The following is a 22085-nucleotide window of genomic DNA, read 5'->3' on the forward strand; positions in this document are numbered from 1 at the left end:
TTGAACTGGTGTATTACTATATTAACATGTAACCTAATAGAGTAGTGGAAAATTGGAAAGAAGGTGGGAGAAATATGAAATCGATCGTATACGATGGCCACGTTCACAGTCCGTATTGTCCCCACGGAAGTTCAGCGGCAATATCAGAATACATTGAGACCCTCATTCACGACGGGTATGAAGGGGTGACGTTTTGCGAGCATGCGCCTCTTCCTGAAAGGTTTGTTGACCCTACCCCAAACTCAGACAGTGCAATGACACTGGAGTCCCTCGCAAAATACTTGGATGAATTGCAGAAATTGAAAAAAGAATACGAATCGAAATTGACGATAAACGTTGGTTTAGAAGTTGATTATATCGAAGGGTACGAAACAGAAACCAAAGCCTTTCTTGATGAATACGGACGTTTTCTAGATGATAGCATTCTCTCGGTTCATTTCATTCACACGAGTGCGGGTTACTTTTGTATTGATTATAGTGCAGAAGTGTTTCAAATGTACGCAAATCAGTTTTCCTCTATAGATGAGGCGGTGTGGCATTACTATAAAACAGTGCAACGATCCGTCACTTGTCATTTAGGGGTATTCAAACCGAGACGAATCGGACATCCAACACTGGCTCGTAAATTCCAGAAGAGTCTGCCATACCCAACGGATGATCAATGGATTAGAGACACTCTCCTCTGTATAAAAAACGAAGGGATGCAAGTGGATGTGAACGGTGCAGGTGTGAATAAACCTGGCTGTCAAGAACCGTATCCGCCTCTTTCGTTCCTAAAAGAAAAAGAAGCGGAAGGACTTCACCTCGTGTACGGCTCCGATGCTCACCACCCTCATGGCCTTAGTCAAGGACGAGAGCAGCTAAGAGGCGTCCGACTGCAAGTGCCTTTAGACGTAAACAAGATTTGAAGTCGGGGAATCTGCTATGCGCGTCGAACAAAGTTGTCGCTCCACAAACTGACGAACATGACCCATATACTTGCCAATAAACGTCTCGTCTCTCGGTTCAAGATGGAAGACTTCGCGAATATATTGCGCATGTAAAAACGGCATCGTAATCATGCCACGCAAATGTAAGATCGCCCACTCCTTTCGCATTTGCGTGAACACACCCGCTTTTCTTCCTTGATCATAGACGAGAGAAAATAGATGCTTTTCTTTCATGAAATAACTCGACATCACTTCGCGAACGAGCATTGAATCGAGCGTCAATTCACGTAGAACGAGGCGGGCAGCACGATCATGCCGTTGTTGATACACCATCGCCCGCTCCACCATCGACAATAGCTGATCAAAACTAGATTCAGACGAAGAAATGGCTTCTTCAATTGCTTGTAAATATCCAGCGAGATAGTCATTCAAAATATATTCTAACAAACCTTTTTTTCCACCAAAGTAATATGAAATTAAAGCGACGTTCACGTTCGCTCGATCGGCAACTGCACGGACGGATGTCCCCGTAAACCCTTTTGTCATAAACAAGTCAATGGCTGCGGTTTGGACAGCTTCTTTTGTGTTTTGTTTTTCAGTTCTCACTTGCTCCATCCTTTCATGACTCGGTTAACGAATACATTCGCTCTATGACGGTGCGATCCTGCAAAGGCTTTACGACTTCTTATTTACTCTTTCTACATGTTATTATGAGTTTAGACAGTGTTATATAGGGGAGGGTGTACACGAATGTTTGAACCTGTCAATTACGACGGAAATTTGCAGAAGAAATATGACATGCTTTATAAACAACTGGATGCCTTGCTTGAAGATGAGGATGATCCTACAGCGAACCTAGCCAATGCGGCTGCCTTGTTACAACAATTTCTAGATCGTACGAACTGGGTCGGTTTTTATCTTTTAAAAGAGGGCGAGTTGGTGCTCGGGCCTTTCCAAGGATTGCCCGCTTGTGTACGTATTCAAGTCGGCAAAGGTGTGTGTGGTACCGCAGCGAAGATACGAGAAACGCAAGTCGTTGAGGACGTGCATCAATTTCCTGGCCACATCGCTTGTGACGCTGCTTCACAATCGGAGGTAGTCGTCCCGATCATTATTAACGATCAAGTTTATGGTGTTTTGGATATTGACTCTCCAGAAAAGGCGCGTTTCTCCGAAGAAGAGGGTCGCCTACTCACTGTATTTGTTGAGCACCTTGTTCCTCACTTACAACGTTAGTATGAAGAAAGGCAAGCTCCTGGTTGAAGGAGCTTGCCTTTTGTTTTTATTTGATACCATAATATGCGTTTAACTCTTTCTCGTCGTCATCGGTTAACGTCTCCGATTTCGGAGCATCTTCAATGACTTGCAAAGCAACCGGCACATGAGCTCTACTTTCCAATGGGTCAAAGTCTTTAAACACTTGGACTGGCAAAACGTAGCGATCGCGTTCCATAATGCCATCTGACTCAATTTCTATAAAGCGGACTTGCCACGTTGTGCTATCGAACAAAATATCAGATATGGAGCCCATCTTTTCATCGTTGGCGTACACCGAATAGGATGTTAGATCTTTTGAACTTTGCAAATGATAGTTCTCTTCGTCCAAACGTGAACCCGCAACATCATCTGGACTTGGCGTTCCCGAAACGGGCGCAATTGGCCCTGCATATGGAAAGTGTGGAACCCCTGCTGGCGTCGCAGGCGAAACGGTCCAGTAATGCTGAAGGCCGTAATGATCAAGCAACGTTGCTTCATATTGCCTTGAGATTGGCTGATCTGTTTCTGGCTTCGGACTGTCCTTCACTTGGTCTTTCGTAGCGTCTAAATCAACGAGCTGTTCAGTAATTTCAAGCCTTGTAATCAACTCTGGGCTGATGAGTACCTTCCCGCCAAAAAACCAACGCCGCGTATCCCCAACGATATAACGAACTCTCCAACGACCCGTACTGTCAAAATACACATCGTCAACCGCTCCGAAATCATCGTCAGTAGCTGACAGTGAAAAGTCTCTAAAGTCCTCGACACGTAGTAACACAGGTTCTCTCTCCTTTACAGGTTGTTATAGAGAATTTTCCTGTTTTGCGCCGATTGTAAACCCGAAATCTTTTATCGAGACTAGTAGTCGCTTCCTGACTCGGCACCTGAAACAATCGCAATGCCAGAACTTGTCCCAATTCGATCTGTCCCTGCTTCAATATATTCTTCAGCGACGGCCGCATTCTTCACACCGCCTGAAGCTTTAATTTTTGCATGATCACCGACGGTTTCTTTCATTAAACGAACGTCACTAAGCGTTGCGCCACCGGTGTGAAACCCTGTGGATGTCTTAACAAAGTCCGCTCCGGCTTGTACACACAACTCAGAAGCTTTTACTTTTTCAGTGTCGGTAAGCTGACTCGTTTCAATGATTACTTTCACTGTCGCTTTATTTGCTGCCGCGTTTACGACGGCTTGAATATCGCGAAGCACATGATCGTCATCCCCAGACTTGAGCGCTCCCATGTTTATAACCATATCCACATCTGCCACGCCTTGTTTGATAGCAATTTCTGTTTCATAAGCCTTCACTTCTGGCACATTCATGCCGTGCGGAAAGCCAATGACTGTAGTAACACCTACTTGACTACCTTCTAAAAGAGCGACAGCCGTTTCTACCCAATACGGGTGAACACAAACCGTTTTAAACTCATGCGTCTTGGCTTCCTCGCAAAGCGTAACAATGGCTGATCTTGATGCTTCAGGTTTCAGTAACGTATGATCAATGTATGATGCGAGTGTTGATTTGTTCATCATTCTTCACCTTCCATTCTTTCAGTCACCCCCACTATATCATGTTTTTATTCGTTCGTTGAGGTTGACTTTTATGCAAGGACTTTATACAATGATAGTTGTGCTAAAAGACAGCCAAGGTAAACTTACTTCGTCTTTCATTTTGTTCCTCGACTGCGGCTGATCACAATCGAGGTGCATCACTAACTCCCCGCTGTCGGAGCGAAGATGTGTGAAAACAAAATGAGCGTCTAAGAGATTACCCCTGCCCGTCTTTTTCACGATAAACGTGATAAAAGGAGGAGCTATACTATGGCTCGCTATACAGGTCCATCTTGGAAGAAATCACGCCGTCTTGGTATTTCACTAAGCGGTACAGGTAAAGAACTAGAAAAACGCCCTTACGTTCCGGGTGAACACGGTCCGACTCAACGCAAGAAATTGACAGAGTACGGTGTCCAGCTTCAAGAGAAGCAAAAACTACGTTTTATGTACGGATTGACTGAGCGTCAGTTTAAGCGCACATTCGATAAAGCAGCAAAGCGCGGAGGCGTACACGGTGAAGAATTCATGATCCTTCTTGAATCTCGCCTAGACAACCTCGTTTATCGTGCAGGTCTTGCTCGTACGCGTCGTGGGGCGCGCCAACTCGTAAACCACGGTCACATTACTGTTGATGGTCAGCGCGTAGACATCCCGTCTTACACGCTTAAGCCAGGACAAGTAATCGGTGTACGTGAGAAGTCACGCAACATGAACTCGATTGCTGAAGCTCGCGAATCCCTTGCCTTCACACCTGAATATGTCAGTGTAGACGGCGAGAAGTATGAAGTTACGTTCACACGCCTTCCAGAGCGTTCTGAACTTTCTTCAGAAATTACCGAAGCGCTTATCGTTGAGTGGTACTCTCGTTAATACACTAAACCCCCTCTTTATAAAGAGGGGGTTTTTATTATCCAATCGCTTCGATCATTTCATCTGCGCCCTCACTTTGATTTGAGCACACGACAACAACACGACTACAGGAGGGTTCAAACGAAGCCCGAAAGCAAACACCCGGGTCGTACCCGACGAGTAGATGTTTTCTTGAACTGTCTTCTCTTTCAATTGTATATCCTGAATAACTATAGAAGACAGTATCATTTACGTGAACTCTCGGACGTAAAAATTGTTCCGTCATCTTTTCTGAGAAAAGTTCAGCTTTATCGACACTCCGCCAAAACATTTCCACGTCAGTTACGGTGACAAACACACCCCCATCTGCCCCACCTTTTATCGGAATGCAATATTGATTCGTTTGATTGCTTTCGATATACCCGTGCGCAGTCTGTTCAGGCAACTGATCAAGTTGAAAATAACCTGACTTGTCCATGCCCACCTTTTGAAAGATTTCTTCTTCAACAAATCGGTCAAACGGTCGTCCCGATACCGCCTCAACGATTTGACCTAGCACAATATAACCTGCGTTATTATAATGAAACCGTTCACCAGGATGGAACTTCATCGGTTCGTGTTGAAACATTGGCAAAAAATCCTTGCCTTCCCTCATGCTGTACATCGGCTTTTCATCCCACAATGCAGAAAAATCATCCATCATTTCTTCATCAAAATAATCGGGAATGCCTGACGTATGCGTAAGCAAATGATGTATCGTAATGTCCTCATGAAAGTGTGGGAATGAGATGTCTACACATTGCTGTAAACGCGTATTAAATGAAAGTTTACCTTCTTCAACGAGTCTGCAAATGGCTGCGCTCGTGAATACCTTTGCTCCAGATGCGATGCCAAACCGCGTACTTGGATTGTTTCTTATCTGTTCGGCCTGGTTGGCATAACCGAACGCTTGCTCGAACACACCGTCGTATTCCTTTATGAATATCACTCCAGAAAAATTCACATCTCGTTGAACGTTCAGTAATCGCTCGATTTGCTTATTCTGTTTCATCATTCTCCTCCTTAAGATTAAGTGATTCGTTTCTCGACACTCAAATCAAGTTAGAGTAGATGAAGCAAAATGATTCACATTAAACTCATTCGATTGTCACCTCCTCGTTTACTGATCGTAGGCATTTAGTGCGTTCACTCCGTGGGCAAGGGCAGACTCAGCTTTTAGAGCTGTTGCAACAAGTACAGACTCGGCAACTTCTTCGCGGCTTGCTCCTGCAACTTTTACGGCTGCTGTGTGCAGCTCAATGCAATATGGACAACCTGTCGTGTGTGCGACGGCAATAGCGATGAGTTCTTTTTCTTTCACCGTTAATGTACCTGTTTGAAGAGCTGCTTGATCAAACGAAAGAAATTTCTGAAAAACTTCTTCATTATACGTTTTCAATTCCTCTAAGCGATTGAAGTAAGAAGATTTGTACAATTCATCTGCGCCGTTTCCATCATAAGCATTCCATGCATTGACACTATGCGCGATCGCTGATCCCGCTTTTAAAGCGGTCGCCACCATGATGGCTTCTGCCACTTCTTCTTTCTTTGCCCCTTGTTTCTTCGCTTGATTGACATGTAACTCAATGCAATACGGACACCCGGTCGTATGCGCAACCGCTACAGCAATCAATTCCTTCAACTTTGGCTGCAACTTTCCTGGCGCGAGCGCTTCGTTGTCGAATGCGATGAAGGCAGCAAAGGCTTCTGGAGCTAACGATTTGAATTCTTCCAATCGGCTTGAATACGCTTTGTTATACATCACCGCTCCTCCTCACCTATTTCGCTTTATTCTTCCATAGAGACGTTCGTTTAGCAAGAAAAAAGATGGGGATGCTCCCCATCTTTTTTGGTCATTTCTTAAGTTGAGCAAACTTCCGTTTGCCGACTTGCACGATCATATCGTCTGCAATTGTAATCTCTGCATGAATGTCTTCGACTTTTTGCTCATCAATTTTCACACCGCCATTTTTAATCATGCGCCGTGCTTCACCTTTCGACGGTTGTAATTCCAGCTCAACGAGCAAATCAATAATGGACACGATCGGCTCACCTTTCCACTCAACGACCGGCAAATCCTCAGGAAGTGCACGTTTCGTAAACACCGTCTGGAAGTACTTTTCAGCTTCGGCAGCTGCAGCTTCCCCGTGGTACATTTCAACAAAACGGCGGCCAAGTCGTTGTTTGGCATCTCTTGGGTGAATGCTACCCTCACCAAGTCCTTTCTCCAAAGCTTCAACCTCTTCCATCGGAATATCGGTTGCCAGTTTGTAATACTTCACCATCAGCTCATCAGGAATGCTCATTGATTTACCAAAAATCTCATTCGGTTCTTCATCGATTCCAATGTAGTTGTTTAATGACTTCGACATTTTACGCACACCGTCCAACCCTTCAATGAGCGGAAGCGTTAGGGCAACTTGCTTATCTTTCCCGTACGCATCTTGAAGCTGGCGTCCCATCATAAGGTTAAACGTTTGGTCAGTACCCCCAACCTCAATATCGGTATCCATCGCCACCGAATCATAGCCTTGCATTAATGGATAGAAGAACTCATGTATGGAAATTGGTTGGTTGTTCTTGTACCGGTTATTGAAATCTTCACGTTCAAGCATTCTTGCCACTGTTAAATTCCCAGCTAAGTTGATGACATCTTCAAAGTTTAGCTGGCTTAACCATTCCGAATTGTAGTAGAGCGTTGCTTTGTCCATATCCAACACTTTGCCGTACTGCTCGACGTACGTTTTGGCGTTTTCAGCTACTTGTTCACTCGTTAATACTTTTCTCGTTTCTGATTTACCACTTGGGTCACCAATTCTACCTGTAAAGTCGCCGATAAGCATTTGTACGTGATGTCCAAATTCTTGGAATTGGCGAAGCTTATGAAGAACGACGGTGTGGCCAATGTGCACGTCCGGGGCCGAAGGGTCCATGCCTAGCTTAATGTTGAGCGGTTTACCTGTTGCAATTGATTTCTCAATTTTCCCTCGGAACGCCTCTTCAGGCACAATCTCCACAACACCTCTCATAAGCGCCTCGACTTGGCGATTCGCTTCTTCCTTTTGTTCTGTTGTTAATGTCCATTCGCTTGTCATATCTTCGTCCTCCTATTATTTTTGTCCATAAAAAAAAGCCCCTCCCTAAAAAGGGACGAACGTATCGCGGTACCACCCTTGTTGAGAACTTCCGCTCTCCACTCGGCTCTTTAACGCAGAGTATACGTTTCCTAGAAAGCTCAAGCAATGTAATTCATCTCTTGCGCCGGATCGACTTGCAGCGACCGTCGACTCTCTGAACCTGTACACAAGAAATTACTTCGTTGCCATCATCGCGTTACCTATATTGACAATGATCTTTTTATACCATGCCAATTGTTCACTGTCAACTGTATGTAAACCCGATCGATAAGGCAACCTACACGTAAGAACGAAAGGTCAGAAGAGGAATTGTACATATTCATCACGAATAACCTGGATAGCGGTTCTTTAGTCTATAACAAAGTATGCTATAATATGCGTGATCTTCTTAGGGGGTGAACGATGAAAAATATATTACAGAGGTTTAACCGCTGGGCTGATTTCATACAAAACAATCGCTATGTACAAGGGTTAAATATTACAAGCCTTGTCGCTTGGAACATTCTCATTCTTTTAAGCGTGACGATCTTGCTCGGAACGACATTTGTCGGCGCAGCCGGTGCTGGCTACTTCGTTTCTTTAGTAGAAGATGAGCCGGAATATACACAAGAAGAAATTCGTGCAGACATCTACAATTATGAAGAAACAAGTGTCGTTTACTTCGCCGATGACGTATATTTAGGCGAACTTCCTTCAATTCTTGAGCGAAGAGAAGTAAGCTTGGACGAAGTGTCTACGCACGTGAAAGACGCGTTAATTGCGACAGAAGACGAATATTTCTTTGAACATAACGGCATCGTTCCAAAAGCTGTTATGCGCGCAGTGTTTCAAGAGTTTGTCGACACAGGCATGCAAACGGGAGGAAGTACGCTCACCCAACAAATTGTGAAAAACCAAATGCTATCTAACGAAGTTTCTTTTGACCGCAAGGCAAGAGAGATCTTAATTGCGATGCGTTTAGAGAATTATATGGACAAAGATGAAATTCTTGAAGCATACTTAAACATCGTACCATTCGGCAGAAATGCGGCCGGTACGCAAATTGCAGGCATTCAGGCTGCAGCAAATGGAATTTTTGATGTCGAGGCATCGGAACTTTCGTTACCTCAAGCTGCGTATATTGCCGGCATTCCACAAAATCCTTTTTCATACACTCCCTTCACGTCCGATGGGGATTTGAAAGAGGACTTGACTGCTGGAATGCAACGAAAGAATATCGTCCTTTACCGGATGTTAGACTCTGGAACGATTACCGAGGAAGAGTACGAAGCAGCTCGAGAGTACGACCTAATGGAAGACATTACGGATTATGCACCAGAAAATAGCTTTGAAAGTTATCCGTACGTTACGAACGAAACAGAACGCAGAGCCGTCCCCATTCTTAGAGATTATTTATTGGACAAAGACGGGGTTGACTTGAGCGACATGGAAGACGAAGACCGTGCACAAACCGTCCAACAATACACCGAGCGCGCAAGTACAGAACTTCGTCTTGGCGGATACCGCATTCATACTACCATTCATAAAGACATTTATGACACGATGGAAGACACGATCGCCAACAGTGACTTGTTCGGTCCGAATACGAATGACGGACAACCTGAACAGGTGGGCGGTTTGTTACAAGATAATGAAACAGGAGCGATTTTAAGCTTTATCGGTGGACGTGACTTTGAAAAAGAATCATGGAACCACGCTACGACAGGTGAAGGCCGATCCGTAGGCTCAACGATTAAGCCGCTCATGCCGTTCGGATCTGCGATGGAGCGCGGGGTTGTGCAACCGGGCATCGTCGTTCCCGATGTGCCAACGAATTACCGTGGGGGAGATCAAGACCCCGTAAGTAACTTTGGTAGTTCTTACGCCGGTATCCCTTCCGTGCGAGATACGATTACGAACTCACGAAACACCCCATCGGTACGGACATTTTGGCAAGTGCCAGAAGAAGATTTGTACGATGATATGATAAAACTTGGCTACACCCCGCACCTTGACTATGCTGCGGAGTCGTTCGCACTCGGTTCTTTTGATGCAACGGTTGAAGAAAATACGAACGCATTATCGACGCTTGCGACCGGTGGTACGCGGAATGAATCGTATATGATTGAGCGGATTGAGACGCATACGGGTGAAGTGATCTATGAGCATGAACACAATCAAGTTGACGTGTTCTCCCCGCAAACGGCGTACCTTTCCATTGATATGATGCGAGATGTCCTCTCAAACGGAACCGCATCACGCATTCCTAGCCTGTTAAACTTCGGTGGGGATTGGGCCGGAAAAACCGGGACGTCGCAAGGTGCGCGTGACTATTGGTTCGTCGGCATGAACCCGAAAGTGAGCTTCGGCTTATGGATCGGCTACGGAGATAACCAACCGCTCCAAGGCGAATACAGTCAACGTCAACAACAGCTTTGGGCAACGCTTATGAATCGCACTGTGGAAACAAACAGTGACGTCGTCTTGACAGATTCACGGTTCGAGCAACCCGAAGGAATTGTACGACAGTCAATTTGTGGCGTGAGCGGATTACTTCCTTCCCAAAGTTGTTACGACGCTGGACTTGTGAATACCGATTTGTTTAATAGCAACTACTTGCCATCTCAAACCGATGACTCACTAGAAGGCGCACGCTACGTAACGATTAGTGGTCAAAGTTATCTTGCGTATGAACAAACACCTGCCGAATTTACGGACACCGGTTTTTCCGTAAACTCAACGTTCTTCGACGGTGTGAATATCCAAGATTATTTGCCAGACAGTTTGTCCGGGAATTTAGTACCTGACCGAAACGCCCCTGCACTTGACCATACTCCAGCTGCAGTTTCTGGAGTGTCATCAAGTGGCGGAACAATCAGCTGGGCGCAACATTCTGATGGCGACATCGTCGGTTACCGTGTATATACAGCAGCAGGCAGTCTCGTTGGTTCAGTGAAAGGAAATACGTCGACGAGCTTTTCTGGCATTAACCCTGCCCAAGGCTACTACGTAGCCGCAGTTGACACGATGGGCCGAGAATCGAACCCGTCGAACCCGACCGAAAGCGCTCCAACACCTGAAGAGCCAGAAGAAGACCCTACTGAAGGTCAAGAGCCAGAAGAAAGTGACCCAACTGGCGAAGGTGAAAACAACGGGAGTTCTGACCAGGATAACGAACAGCCTGATGAGCAAGAAGACGGTGAGGATAATGAAACCCCACCGCCAGAAGAAAACGACCCACCAGAAGGTGAAGACGATTCTTAAACGAGGCAAGTCTACCCTCGGGGTCAGCTTATCCCGCCACGCCCGCGGGGCGTGGCAGGGGCGGGACGAAAATCTCACCATAGAACGATCTATGGTGAGATTTTTTGTTTTACGACGTGTATATTGTTGAAGATCCTCCCATAGAAACGAGAAATTGTACCAATGTGTATTTTTTTGGTCTAAGCTCTAACATATACTCACTCTCCGATATTTTAGTTTTAACCTGCTCCGACGACAGTACAACAACTCCTCATCACGGTATACTCTCGCTCAATGAACATTCCTCATATGTAATTCTTACACTTTCTCACACGAAAAGCCGCCGGCGTAAGGCCGGCGACCATCTGTTATTCCCATTTGTATTGCAAAGCGTTGGTATGAGCGATTAAATCGTCATACGTTTGTTCATTAATGACCCCATTGTTGAGTTGCCCTTGTAGTAGATGGTGGAATGAACCGAGGTGCTGCACTGCTCGCTCGCGGTCTTCTCGCTTTTCAAAATGTTTGACTGCGGTCAGATGTGTAAGCAATTGGCGTACAGATCGTTCATTAGAAAATGCGCCTTCAAGGTTGAATTGCTCTACTTGTTCAATGAGACTCTCTACACTTAAACCAAAATCAATGGAGTCACTACCGCCAACAACTGGCAATGAAATGAGGCTTTCACTCAAATCTACTGTTACCTCAACATCGCTATGTTCAGCGCGTGTATGTGTGCGGTTACTGCCTGAAATAATAACACCAATCCGGTGTCCTGGCTTAAACACGTAATCATGAGTCATCGTGTTCCAACTAAACGAATACGTTTCACCTGGAACGAGCGATTGACTTTCCCAAACCGATTCATAATTTCTTGCATCCATCCATCCTCTGGACACAATTTCATAATCTTGCACGTGAGTAAGCAAATCATGTTCATAGTAACAAGCGCTGTCATGTTCAGAACTTTCGCCCCAACATGTTTGCTCATCAATCATTTGCATACCGCTAGAACCACTCCGATGATCCAGCCGTTCATCGGTTCCATAATCAACGATAAGTGCAGAAAGGTTTACTCTTTCTCCATTTACCGAAGCTGTCAGTTCAATTTCTGGAGTTCCACTTATTCGAACTTCCTCTTCAAGCTCAGGTGATAAAAATGCAAGACGATGGTCATGATCGGCTAAAGGATCTTCGGCAAGTTGCCTCTCCGTTAGTGGAAGGTTGCGAAAACTAAGCTCTTCTCCTGATGGAACCGGCACATCGGTCAAATGACCGTGCTCATCACCTTGTCCAATCGTTAGCTTTACATCTTCTGTACTACTTTCTGGCCACGAGTCATACGTCGTCCATTCATTGGCTGCATGCTCTACATCAGCCATCGGCTCGTCCATTATGCCATTATCAATACCTAAAAGCTCATGGTCAAACCATCTATGGACGGTGCTTACCCACTCATCTCGCCGATAATCGAAAGGTTCAGCATGAGCCGTTTGCGCCAACCATATTTTCCGATCGACATCATGTTCCTCTAATTGTTCCCACCATTGTCCGAAATGATTCGTTTTTACATTCAGATCATTCAGACCATGGATGAGAAAAACACTCGCTGTAACGTTATCCGCATCTGGTACGTAATTTCTTTCTTCCCAAAATTCATTATAATCACCAAATTCGTCGTCCATTAAATCCCTCATGCCATTGAATACAAACTGACAAGCTCCCCTACGTTCTGAGTTCACCACGCGATTGGCCAAACCGTTCGGTCCATTCAAATAGTAGATGCTGCCATTTGCACGATAGTAGTCGTACCAGCTACTGATTGCCGTAACAGGAATAATGGTTTCAAGCCCTTCGACATTTGTTGCTGCTGCTGCATTTGCAAGTGTACCATCGTATGACTTCCCATACATCCCTACTTTGCCAGTGCTCCAATCTGCAACTGCGGTTTCATCATGAATGTCATAACCATCCGCATTATCATTCAACCAATCAATGACGGCCGTTACACTTTCAGTTTCTTCATACCCTCCTGTCGTTGGACAACCGTCCGAAAGGCTTGTCCCAATCATATCAACGTGTACAACGGCGTAGCCACGCGGAACAAAATAGTTGTCATAAAATAACGGAAATGAAACCGGCTTGCCATCAATATACTCTTTTAACTGCGACTCCTCACCGCGACCCATGTTTTCGTTGTATGGACTAGCGACCATGATGACAGGTACTTCTAATCCTTCTTCACTTTCAGCGGGACGGATAATATCGGCAGCGATTCGGTCGTTTTTACCATCACCATCTGTGTCTAAATCCGTTTCCACATAAATGGTTTCTCTGATCGCATCTTCATAAGAGAAGACCGGCTGGGATACACCCTCGTCAATTACATGATCAGATACCGCCGTTTCTGCGATTGCTGTCTCGTGAAGATGATATAGAGCTGGGAGAGTTACAAGAGCAGCAAGCGTTGCTTTTCGTAGTTTCATAGATCATGTCTCCAATCTTTATCTATTCCCATCTAGTAATTAACGTTTCTGATAACCGATCAAGTCGCTCGAAAGCCGTTTCTTCAAGATTTCCTTGATTCATTTGGTGCGCGATCAACGCTTGAAAGCCTCTCGTATGCTCCACAACTTTCGTGCTGTTCGAGCGATTCTCAAAGTGAGTAACTGCGGTCATATGAGTTCTCGCGATCCGGTAAGCTTGTTCGGAATGAAAAGCGGATTCTTCTAACTCATCAACCAATGCTAAAATTGTACTGGCTGATACACCAATATCTTGTTGGATTGATTCGACGACGTCTGCATCTGTTTCTGAAGCAATGGTTAACGTATATTCAATGGCAGCATCAATCTCCTCTGGAACCCGAACGTAAAGGGGTACTTCCACAGTTTCACCAGCATCCACTTCAATGACGTGATGGTCGAACGTATATTCAACTTCTTCATCGACATCGACATTCAACCGGTAAAGGTCTGTCGCTTCTCCATCATTTGTAACCGTAAATGTGTGGGTTTCAATGTTCCCAGGTGAAGCATGGTCAATGGTTTGATGAGTCGCATTCATTTCTCTCGTGTAATCCCCGCCATAATCAAGATGACGAACGGCCGTACGATAAGATAAAGCACCAACATCATCATAATGCTTGTCCAATACATAAAAATGGAGGCGATTATGTTCATCCACATATTCACTTACAACACCTTCGCCGGTGCCTGCTTTGAATAATGCATCCGCTAACTGCTGATAATCCCCTTTGGACAACATTTGAATGGTGCCGTTCGGTCGAACAAAATCGACCTCTTGAATATCTTCCGGATGTGCATCAACGACCCAAATAAATGGTGCTCGCTCTTCATCCTTCGTTTTTGCTACCAACACACCGGAGTCCATTTGAAATGAATCAAAACCGACTTGGTCAACGACTTCTAACGTGTAATTATCGTACCAATCTTCCCCTTGTTGCATATCGGCACGCCAGTCATCTTCCAAATAATTTCTAGGCGTTTTGTCTTCGTCCATCGTAATGTTGATGCCGATATAGTCATCCCGCCCAAATTTCTCACCCGTTGGAACGGCTCTTGTCAAAATGTTTTCAAAGACTGGACCGTCCTTGAGGTCATCGCGATCAATTTGCAAATACTCTTCACCTTCCGTCACGAAATCTTGCTTAATTTTATTCCGTAACATGTGGTGAGACGGCGAACTAGACCCTTCAACTGCTGGGATCATCCAACGTGTGTGCGGACCACCTGGTCCATTAAATGCGCCTCGGCTCATTAATTCCCACGGTCCTGAATAAGACCTAGACACTGGGTTTGCATACGGGTTGTTATAGTTATCTCCCAACCCTTCGATATGGCCAAACTCATGAGCAAACACCGACTGACCACTATTTTCCGCTTGTACAGACCCTCCCCGGTACGCATGTGACCAGATGCTTCTCGCTGCAAACCAAGACGTCCAATCTACATAACGCGTCGTCGTATAGTTTGGATGATCCTCGAACGGTGAGCCAAATTCATCGCTCACATCTTGTGCTGTTTCAAACATCATCTCACCAAACTCTTGCCAAAGTGCGGATTCATCATAACCTGCATGAATGATGAACTCAAAGTCATAATCCTCACCTGATGCCTCAAGATCCTCACGAGCAGCTGCTTGTGCATCAGGAACGAGACGCTGGGGTCCATATCCTTCAGGTAAATGTTGCTGCTGACCAAATTCATTCAATCCGTATTGAAACTCTTTATGATCCATTGTATAGACTCCGAACGCATCGAGTTCAACACTCCATTTCCCATACGAGTTTTCACGCCAAAACTCATCTACGGTACGTCCATTATTTAAGTCTTGGGGTGTGTTCAAAAAGTCGACCCACCATTGCCCAAGCTCTTCTTCGGAAATCTCGCTTGCGCCAATAGGATTTCCAGCTGGGTCACTCCCTTGCTCGTTTGTCAAAATAAACTCTTGATCTGGAAAATCAACTAAAATTAAAGCGCCACGTATTTCTCGATCTGCTTCCACCTCAGGGTTATGCCAGTCAATGCCAGGGACTGGTTTATAATCATCCCACGTCATGTCTCTTGGTAACTGCCAGGACTCTTCGTCTGTTGGATTTGGAAATTCACTCAAACCTTCACTGGCCTGCACAAAATTCGGAACGTGTAAACTTACCACTAGTGCTGCAGAAACGATTATTTTCTTCAATATTGCCCCTCCTTTACTGTTTGAATAAAGCCCTGTGACATTGATTAATCACGAGGGCCAAATGAATGATAAGTGAAGTTAAATTAACGGTTATCGTCGCCCGTCGTTTGTGTTGCCACAAATGTCCATTCGAGTTGTAATGAATCTCCTTGGAACTGATTTAAATCTTCTTCTACATCTGATAAGAAATTAAATTGGACAACGAGGTCATGCGTTTCACCAACAGGTAGTCCTTGATCTCCTAATTCAGGATAGAAGATGTTTTCACTAATGGCTTCCGGTGACATGTCTTGTAGCTCGCTAAGTGTCGTTTGGTAGATCACTTCATCGAGATTGTCCACATTGTATAAAAATTCCACCTCAATAAAGTTTCCAAAATCATCTGTGTTGTTTCCTTGTGCATCAATCACGCGATAATCCGTCTCTAACGTGACGAGTCCAATGTCTAATGACCCATCATTGCCTAACTCAAAGTCTCGAATCATAGAATCTCCAGGCTTAATGTTATCCACATTAATCACTTCCGTAGGCTCTGCAGTTAAATCTAACGTACCCGCTGCAAACGTGTTGTTCGTTGTGACACTGTCGCTAAAAAATGCATACGTTCCACCACCGATTAGCGTCAACCCAAGAGCTGCAGTTGCAACTCCCATCCCAAGCTGTTTTTTTACCGTCATGATTGCTTCCTCCTAGAGATTTATTTATGTAACGTCTCATGTTCAGACGTAGACACCGAAGGGGTTACATCAGCATTACCTTTAGCCATCTGATCAACTTGATCTAACGCCTTAAAAATAATGATTATTGAGTAAATGACACATAGCACACCTGGAACAATCAACAACAGCACGGCTCCTAACTCAGATGTGGCAAACATAATGACAGAACCGATAAATGGAACCGTAAACCCAGTATATTTTCCGACAATATCTTCCGCCATCACTGGGGACGTATCTGGAGCATTGTTGTTATCCCCTTTTGTAATATAGCTTTGACCGTTATCAATGACTTCGTGAACACGGTGGGTGACAAGTACCCCCTCAGGCCCAAAAAACGTCACGACATCTCCTCTGTTAAAGTTCGTCGTTATTTCTTGTTGCTCAATGGCGATAATCGAACCGGTTTGGATGCCCGGCTCCATCGATCCAGACAAAACGGTCTTAATCTCATATCCGAATAGCGACGGTTCGCCTTCTGACGCATGTGAAGTAATGACCGTAAATAGTGTAGCGAGTAACAATACAAACATCATTCCTGTAATCAAACTGCTCGTCCACTTTCCAATACGTGCCAACACAAGCATCCCACCTATCCATTTATTTCACTTCTTCACCTTGAATTGAGAACTCAATCTCTACTTCAATTCGGTCTTCAAATGTTGCAAAAGTAGGAGAAAATAAAAGATAGAAAATAAAAAATAATATGTAAATAAATAAACTTAAAAAAATACATCCCTTTACAACAGAATTACTCTTACGCATGAACATCACTTGAATCACCACATTATCATTGATTACTTTACTAATTATTACTTTTTTTATCTTTTGGTAAACAGATCGTAACACTAATAATAAAATTTTAAAAATTAGGTATTTATTCTAAAACGAAAATCTCTCGTATGATTATTAAAAAACTGAACAAAATTCCCTATTGATGATTGATAACCTGTCCTTAAAATAGGTTCTATTGTTTGATTGTTTAAGGTGTAAAAATAGATCATCTATACTTTTATTCAAATACACATATCAAGAGCATTCGCTTAACCCCGCTAACCCATTCGACTTCTATTCATTTTGATCGTCTTGACGAATCGATTGCTACAAAAAAGTAAATATGGCTTATAGTCTTAGATCTTGATAATTACGAACAAAATAATGATCTACCTTTCCTTTTATTTACTCTTCCTCTATGAAAGTGTATGATACAGCATTATATTCAGATAATTAAAAATCAATCATTTCTAAAGAAAGGAATGGGATCGGTGCATGCAAGAAACGATGGAGTTAGCGAACAGCACTGTACTTTGGCTCATTGCATTTATCGTCGTCGCTCTCGTTATTTTTCAAGCAATCATGTTTTTACTCATATCCGTTCAAGCCGGTAAAGCCGTCGGGTTGCAATCCAAAGATATGCGAAGCGCAGCGAAGACTGGACTGATTAGCGGTGTAGGTCCATCACTTGGCATCGCAATTGTTGTCATTGCAATCATTACATTAATTGGGTCTCCACTTACACTGATGAGAATCGGAATTATTGGTTCGGAAGCGACTGAAACAGCTGCCGCTGGAATTGGCGCAAGTACGTATGGAGTACAATTAGGCGGCGAAAATTTTTCATATGAAGCGTTAACCTCTGTCGTCTGGACGATGTGTCTCGGTGGAACCGGTTGGCTCTTATTTACATTGCTATTTACGAAATCCTTAGGGAAAATTCAGGAGAAAGTTTCGAAGACAAGTACAAAAATGATGTCTCTCGTTTCTTTAGGAGCGTTGCTCGGTGTATTCGGCTTCTTGACAACAGAGGAAATGGTCCAGAGCATGAACCATGCGCTAACAGCACTCTCAGCAGCTGGAGCTATGGTCATCATCATGATCGTTGCCGATCGAGTTGGGAAACTGTGGTTGAAAGAATGGGCACTTGGTTTTTCGCTTATCATCGGAATGACCGTTGGTTATGTGACGACACTATTATAACGGAGGGGTATACGATGAAAGTTTTTCATAGCCGATCACATTTTTGGGGGCGTGTGACACTGCTTAGTATGATTATCGCGACATTTCTGGCACCTTTCTATCTATCATTCGTCGTCGGCGCACACCCTGGATGGGACGTTATCATCGCTGGAATTATTGGTTATGCAAGTTTCATTGGAATTATGTGGGCATTAGAGCCGATTACCTATTATCCAACACTCGGAGTATCTGGGACGTACCTTGCATTTATGCAAGGCAATATCGCGAATTTGTGCTTACCTTGCTCCACAGCTGCACAAAGTGCAGTGAACGCTGAGACCGGGTCTGATAAGGCGGAAATTGCAGGTACAATCGGCATCGCCGTTGCTTGCCTTGTAAACATGTTCATCATCGCAACGACGGTTATTACTGGCTCTTTTCTTATTTCCATTTTGCCACCTGCTGTTGAGACTGCGTTCCTTTGTGTTCTGCCTGCAATCTTCGGAGCCGTTCTTGGTCAATTTGCCTATAAACGACCGTTGTATGGTTTACTCGCACTGATTATTGGTGTGATCGTCTATTACTTACCGATCTTCGATTTGTTGAATATTCTCATCTCAGTACTCGTCACCGTTTTCTTTGTCATCTACCTAGAGAAAAGGAAAGACAAACGAGCAAACGATTCATCATTACAAATCTGATAATGAGATTTTGGAAATTGACTTGTCGAAATAGGTCTGGTCGGGATCGTTGGTGTGAACGAAAGTGCTACGCTTTTTAGTATCTTAGCGCTTTTACGTAGGCAGATTCGTAATGGCTATGGTAGGATTTTTTCATTTAGTAAGCCGATTTAACTAAAACCTTACCATTGTTTGCTCTATGGTGAGATTTTCAGTTTCTTTGGCAGGATTAGCAACACCCTGAGAGAAATCTAAATATAGGAGCTTCTATGGTAAGATTTCTTCTGAGATGAACGGTTTTGTGCGCGGAACAGGCAACCTAGTTCCAAAGCGCCACCGATTGGAATCAGATTCACTCATTGGTGACCGTTTTGCCTATTTCTAATTCCAATCGATCGGCATCTACATCCAAAAATCTTTTAATGGAATCAAATTCAGCACTTTAAATAAAATGCACGGCAATCTAGTTCCAAAGCGATGTTCATTGAGTCGTACGCCCTGCCCCGAACACCGTTTTTAAAACTGAAAATTCTGTCTGCGCAAATCGCGCCGAATCGAGACCGATTTCGGTTCGGCCCCACTGGGGCCGAACGGTTCCAAAATGTTAGGTTTAGTCCAATCTTCGCTCCAGGTGGAACAAACTGCGCGCAAGTTTTACGAAATAAGTGCTAAAATCGCCAAAGAAAGCAAACTTGATCGCAGAAAATGAAGACTTGCGCGCACAATGCGAACCACGCCCTGCACCACCCGGTATAAACGCCCTTATAGTGATTCCACTTTAGTCATAACGGTCCATTCGTATGAAATTACGATGGATTCTCTTCATGCTAGCATCCCATGAATTTCTTTCGTTTAACCTGCTAGGGCTCGTTCAGGCACTGGATCCGCAGGAGTCACACCCATTCGTTCCCATCAGTCGGACTGGTCCACAATTTGAAGATGATGGCGGGCCGTTCCCTACAAAACGCTTCATACAAAAATCGGAGTACAGATCAAAAACGATCTGTACTCCGATTTTACTTTTGAGGCTTTTGAGACAGCCCCCTCGAATACATCTTAATCATCATCCATTGTTGAAAGATCACCGGTTGGTAAATCAAGCTCCCAAGCTTTCAAGACGCGGCGCATAATCTTTCCACTTCTTGTTTTTGGTAACTTATCACGAAATTCTATTTCGCGAGGTGCAGCGTGTGCGGCGAGACCTTTCTTTACGAAAACACGAATGTCTTCTTTCAATTCATCACTCACATCATAACCTGAGCGTAAGGCAACAAATGCTTTAATGATTTCTCCACGAACAGGATCTGGCTTTCCAATGACCCCTGCTTCTGCGACGGCTGGATGTTCAACGAGTTTGCTTTCTACTTCAAACGGACCAACGCGTTCACCTGAAGTCATAATGACATCATCCACTCGGCCTTGGAACCAGAAGTATCCGTCTTCATCCATGTAAGCGGAATCTCCGGATACATACCATCCTTCAATTTCAAAGTAGCTTTCATACTTCTCTTCGTTTTTCCAAATCGAGCGCATCATCGAAGGCCAACCTTTTTCAATGGCCAAGTTGCCCATGCGATTCGGAGGCAATTCATTTCCTTGATCATCAATAATGGCTGCTTTCAAACCAGGGAATGGTTTACCCATTGAGCCTGGCTTGATCGTCATTGCTGGATAGTTGGCAATCATCATCCCACCCGTTTCTGTCATCCACCACGTATCATGGATGCGTAACTCAAACACTTCATCTCCCCAACGAACGACTTCGGCATTCAGTGGCTCACCTACACTCAAAATGTGTCGCAAGCTAGATAAATCAAATTTCTTTACAACATCTTCGCCAGCGCTCATCAGCATTCGAAATGCCGTCGGTGCGCTGTACCAAACGGTCACGTTGTACTTTTCAATCGTCCCGTACCAATCTTCTGGGCTAAACCGACCACCTCGAACAACATTGGTGATTCCGTTTAACCACGGACCGAAGATGCCATATGAAGTACCTGTAACCCAGCCAGGATCTGCGGTACACCAGTATACATCATCTTCTTTTAGGTCGAGTACCCATTTGGCCGTTTGATAGTGTTGCAGCATCGCCCCGTGAACGTGTAATACCCCTTTAGGCATGCCCGTAGACCCTGATGTGTAATGAAGAATCAAGCCATCTTCTTTATCTACCCAAGTGATTTCGAGCTCTTCACTAGCACGATCCATACTTTTCTTAAAATCAATGACCGCACCTTCTTCGCTCACATCGTCACCTTGCATAAATACGGTTTCTAATGCTGGTAGCTCATCAACAGGCACACGCTCAATTAGCTCCGGTGTTGTCACGATTGCTTTTGCGTCACTATTTTCCAACCGATCTCTAACCGCACCTTCCATAAATGCTTCAAACAAAGGTCCAATTATGGCCCCAACCTTAATGGCTCCAAGTGCGGCAAAATACAATTCTGGAGAACGAGACATGAAAATAAACACCCGGTCACCCTTTTGAATACCTGCTTCTTTAAACACATTCGCTGCCCGGTTTGTCATTCGTTTCATATCTTCAAATGTATACGACTCATCTCGTTTTGCATCGCTGTAAAAAAGTGCGATCTTATCTTTCGTTTTTGCATCTTCGGCATGGCGGTCAATCGCCTCATAAGCTAAATTAACATTTCCGGTCTTATGAAAAGAAAAGGCTTCTTCTGCTTTTGACCAATCAAATTCTCTTGCTGCGTCTTCATAGTTTTCTAGATTTGGATTGCCACCTTTAGGTGGAAGCGTTTGCAGTTCCATCAACGATCTCCCTTTCTATTGCTTAGTTTACTCCATGCCTTATTGCGATCATGACTCCCTCGAATCGTTACGAGTGGCATATGATGTGTTATATTATACGCACAATTCATACTTGAATCAATTTGAAACTGTTGAGAATTTGTCATATTTCTCTCATTACGGGTGTTGTTGACGAAAAAGTTTAAAAAAACTGCCTTTATTTTGAGTGGTTATCACCCATTTTTAACACGTAAATATAGTATACTGTTTGTAACG

Annotated in this window: 17 protein-coding genes and 1 other annotated feature; of the genes, 6 read left to right on the top strand and 11 right to left on the bottom strand. The window is 44.2% G+C overall.

Annotation, left to right across the window (positions count from 1 at the left end):
* Positions 1-74 precede the first annotated feature (74 nt).
* The gene (gene hisJ, locus ACE1TF_RS08240; protein ID WP_042398522.1) at positions 75-908 is read left to right on the top strand and encodes a histidinol-phosphatase HisJ; all 834 of its coding nucleotides are present in this window, start codon (positions 75-77) and stop codon (positions 906-908) included.
* On the opposite strand, the gene refZ is transcribed toward hisJ, so the two are convergent.
* Positions 888-1535 (bottom strand): forespore capture DNA-binding protein RefZ, encoded by a 648-nt coding sequence (gene refZ / locus ACE1TF_RS08245; protein WP_193744660.1) that lies wholly within the window; start codon positions 1533-1535, stop codon positions 888-890. The two genes, hisJ and refZ, sit on opposite strands and share 21 nt — an antisense overlap.
* 144 nt (positions 1536-1679) lie before the next feature.
* On the opposite strand from refZ, the gene ACE1TF_RS08250 reads away from it, so the two are divergent.
* On the top strand, positions 1680-2165 hold the full coding sequence (locus ACE1TF_RS08250; RefSeq protein ID WP_042398518.1) for a GAF domain-containing protein: 486 nt from the start codon (positions 1680-1682) through the stop codon (positions 2163-2165).
* Positions 2166-2211: 46 nt separating this feature from the next.
* Here ACE1TF_RS08250 and ACE1TF_RS08255 read toward each other — a convergent pair whose 3' ends face one another.
* A complete protein-coding gene (locus tag ACE1TF_RS08255) occupies positions 2212-2964 on the bottom strand; it encodes a PRC-barrel domain-containing protein (protein ID WP_375015853.1) in 753 nt (250 codons plus the stop codon).
* 80 nt (positions 2965-3044) lie between these two features.
* Positions 3045-3719 (bottom strand): deoxyribose-phosphate aldolase, encoded by a 675-nt coding sequence (deoC, locus tag ACE1TF_RS08260; RefSeq protein WP_042398509.1) that lies wholly within the window; start codon positions 3717-3719, stop codon positions 3045-3047.
* Positions 3720-4010: 291 nt separating this feature from the next.
* On the opposite strand from deoC, the gene rpsD reads away from it, so the two are divergent.
* Positions 4011-4613: a 30S ribosomal protein S4 gene (gene rpsD, locus ACE1TF_RS08265; RefSeq protein ID WP_375015855.1), complete on the top strand. Its 603-nt coding sequence runs from the start codon at positions 4011-4013 to the stop codon at positions 4611-4613.
* A gap of 37 nt (positions 4614-4650) precedes the next feature.
* Here the strand turns inward: rpsD and ACE1TF_RS08270 are convergent, their stop codons facing one another.
* The 3 genes from ACE1TF_RS08270 to tyrS form a co-directional block, all read right to left on the bottom strand.
* Entirely contained in the window at positions 4651-5643 is a 993-nt protein-coding gene (locus ACE1TF_RS08270) for a serine hydrolase domain-containing protein (RefSeq protein ID WP_375015857.1), read from the bottom strand.
* 108 nt (positions 5644-5751) lie between these two features.
* A complete protein-coding gene (locus ACE1TF_RS08275) occupies positions 5752-6393 on the bottom strand; it encodes a carboxymuconolactone decarboxylase family protein (protein WP_042398503.1) in 642 nt (213 codons plus the stop codon).
* 91 nt (positions 6394-6484) lie between these two features.
* Positions 6485-7726 (bottom strand): tyrosine--tRNA ligase, encoded by a 1242-nt coding sequence (gene tyrS / locus ACE1TF_RS08280; protein WP_042398501.1) that lies wholly within the window; start codon positions 7724-7726, stop codon positions 6485-6487.
* A 48-nt stretch (positions 7727-7774) separates the two neighbouring features.
* Positions 7775-7969, bottom strand: a binding site (T-box leader).
* Between the two features lie 201 nt (positions 7970-8170).
* Here tyrS and ACE1TF_RS08285 point away from each other — a divergent pair.
* Positions 8171-11011, top strand: coding sequence for a transglycosylase domain-containing protein (locus ACE1TF_RS08285; RefSeq protein WP_375015860.1), 2841 nt, complete (start codon positions 8171-8173; stop codon positions 11009-11011).
* Positions 11012-11358: 347 nt separating this feature from the next.
* Here ACE1TF_RS08285 and ACE1TF_RS08290 read toward each other — a convergent pair whose 3' ends face one another.
* The 4 genes from ACE1TF_RS08290 to sipW form a co-directional block, all read right to left on the bottom strand.
* Complete coding sequence (locus ACE1TF_RS08290) at positions 11359-13476, bottom strand: Xaa-Pro dipeptidyl-peptidase (protein ID WP_375015862.1); 2118 nt, start codon at positions 13474-13476, stop codon at positions 11359-11361.
* A gap of 22 nt (positions 13477-13498) precedes the next feature.
* Positions 13499-15700: an FIMAH domain-containing protein gene (locus tag ACE1TF_RS08295; protein WP_375015864.1), complete on the bottom strand. Its 2202-nt coding sequence runs from the start codon at positions 15698-15700 to the stop codon at positions 13499-13501.
* A gap of 83 nt (positions 15701-15783) precedes the next feature.
* Entirely contained in the window at positions 15784-16377 is a 594-nt protein-coding gene (locus tag ACE1TF_RS08300; protein ID WP_042398495.1) for a CalY family protein, read from the bottom strand.
* Between the two features lie 20 nt (positions 16378-16397).
* Positions 16398-17003 (bottom strand): signal peptidase I SipW, encoded by a 606-nt coding sequence (gene sipW, locus ACE1TF_RS08305; RefSeq protein WP_042398492.1) that lies wholly within the window; start codon positions 17001-17003, stop codon positions 16398-16400.
* Between the two features lie 682 nt (positions 17004-17685).
* Between sipW and ACE1TF_RS08310 the strand changes: the two genes are divergently transcribed.
* Positions 17686-18393, top strand: a complete 708-nt coding sequence (locus ACE1TF_RS08310) for a DUF5058 family protein (RefSeq protein WP_375015867.1) — start codon at positions 17686-17688, stop codon at positions 18391-18393.
* Positions 18394-18407: 14 nt separating this feature from the next.
* Positions 18408-19073 carry a small-conductance mechanosensitive channel gene (locus ACE1TF_RS08315; RefSeq protein WP_375015869.1) on the top strand — a complete coding sequence of 222 codons (666 nt, stop codon included), beginning with the start codon at positions 18408-18410 and terminating at the stop codon, positions 19071-19073.
* A 1035-nt stretch (positions 19074-20108) separates the two neighbouring features.
* On the opposite strand, the gene acsA is transcribed toward ACE1TF_RS08315, so the two are convergent.
* Entirely contained in the window at positions 20109-21830 is a 1722-nt protein-coding gene (acsA, locus tag ACE1TF_RS08320) for an acetate--CoA ligase (RefSeq protein ID WP_375015871.1), read from the bottom strand.
* Positions 21831-22085: the final 255 nt, after the last annotated feature.

Source organism: Geomicrobium sp. JSM 1781026 (genome assembly GCF_041949955.1).
Classification (GTDB): Bacteria; Bacillota; Bacilli; order Bacillales; family Marinococcaceae; genus Geomicrobium_A.

Excerpts from the sequence above, each read along its gene's own strand:
- hisJ (WP_042398522.1), top strand. The coding sequence starts at position 75 with ATGAAATCGATCGTATACGATGGCCACGTTCACAGTCCGTATTGTCCC.
- ACE1TF_RS08250 (WP_042398518.1), top strand. The coding sequence starts at position 1,680 with ATGTTTGAACCTGTCAATTACGACGGAAATTTGCAGAAGAAATATGAC.
- deoC (WP_042398509.1), bottom strand. The coding sequence starts at position 3,719 with ATGAACAAATCAACACTCGCATCATACATTGATCATACGTTACTGAAA.
- rpsD (WP_375015855.1), top strand. The coding sequence starts at position 4,011 with ATGGCTCGCTATACAGGTCCATCTTGGAAGAAATCACGCCGTCTTGGT.
- ACE1TF_RS08270 (WP_375015857.1), bottom strand. The coding sequence starts at position 5,643 with ATGAAACAGAATAAGCAAATCGAGCGATTACTGAACGTTCAACGAGAT.
- ACE1TF_RS08275 (WP_042398503.1), bottom strand. The coding sequence starts at position 6,393 with ATGTATAACAAAGCGTATTCAAGCCGATTGGAAGAATTCAAATCGTTA.
- tyrS (WP_042398501.1), bottom strand. The coding sequence starts at position 7,726 with ATGACAAGCGAATGGACATTAACAACAGAACAAAAGGAAGAAGCGAAT.
- ACE1TF_RS08285 (WP_375015860.1), top strand. The coding sequence starts at position 8,171 with ATGAAAAATATATTACAGAGGTTTAACCGCTGGGCTGATTTCATACAA.
- ACE1TF_RS08290 (WP_375015862.1), bottom strand. The coding sequence starts at position 13,476 with ATGAAACTACGAAAAGCAACGCTTGCTGCTCTTGTAACTCTCCCAGCT.
- ACE1TF_RS08300 (WP_042398495.1), bottom strand. The coding sequence starts at position 16,377 with ATGACGGTAAAAAAACAGCTTGGGATGGGAGTTGCAACTGCAGCTCTT.
- sipW (WP_042398492.1), bottom strand. The coding sequence starts at position 17,003 with ATGCTTGTGTTGGCACGTATTGGAAAGTGGACGAGCAGTTTGATTACA.
- ACE1TF_RS08310 (WP_375015867.1), top strand. The coding sequence starts at position 17,686 with ATGCAAGAAACGATGGAGTTAGCGAACAGCACTGTACTTTGGCTCATT.
- ACE1TF_RS08315 (WP_375015869.1), top strand. The coding sequence starts at position 18,408 with ATGAAAGTTTTTCATAGCCGATCACATTTTTGGGGGCGTGTGACACTG.
- acsA (WP_375015871.1), bottom strand. The coding sequence starts at position 21,830 with ATGGAACTGCAAACGCTTCCACCTAAAGGTGGCAATCCAAATCTAGAA.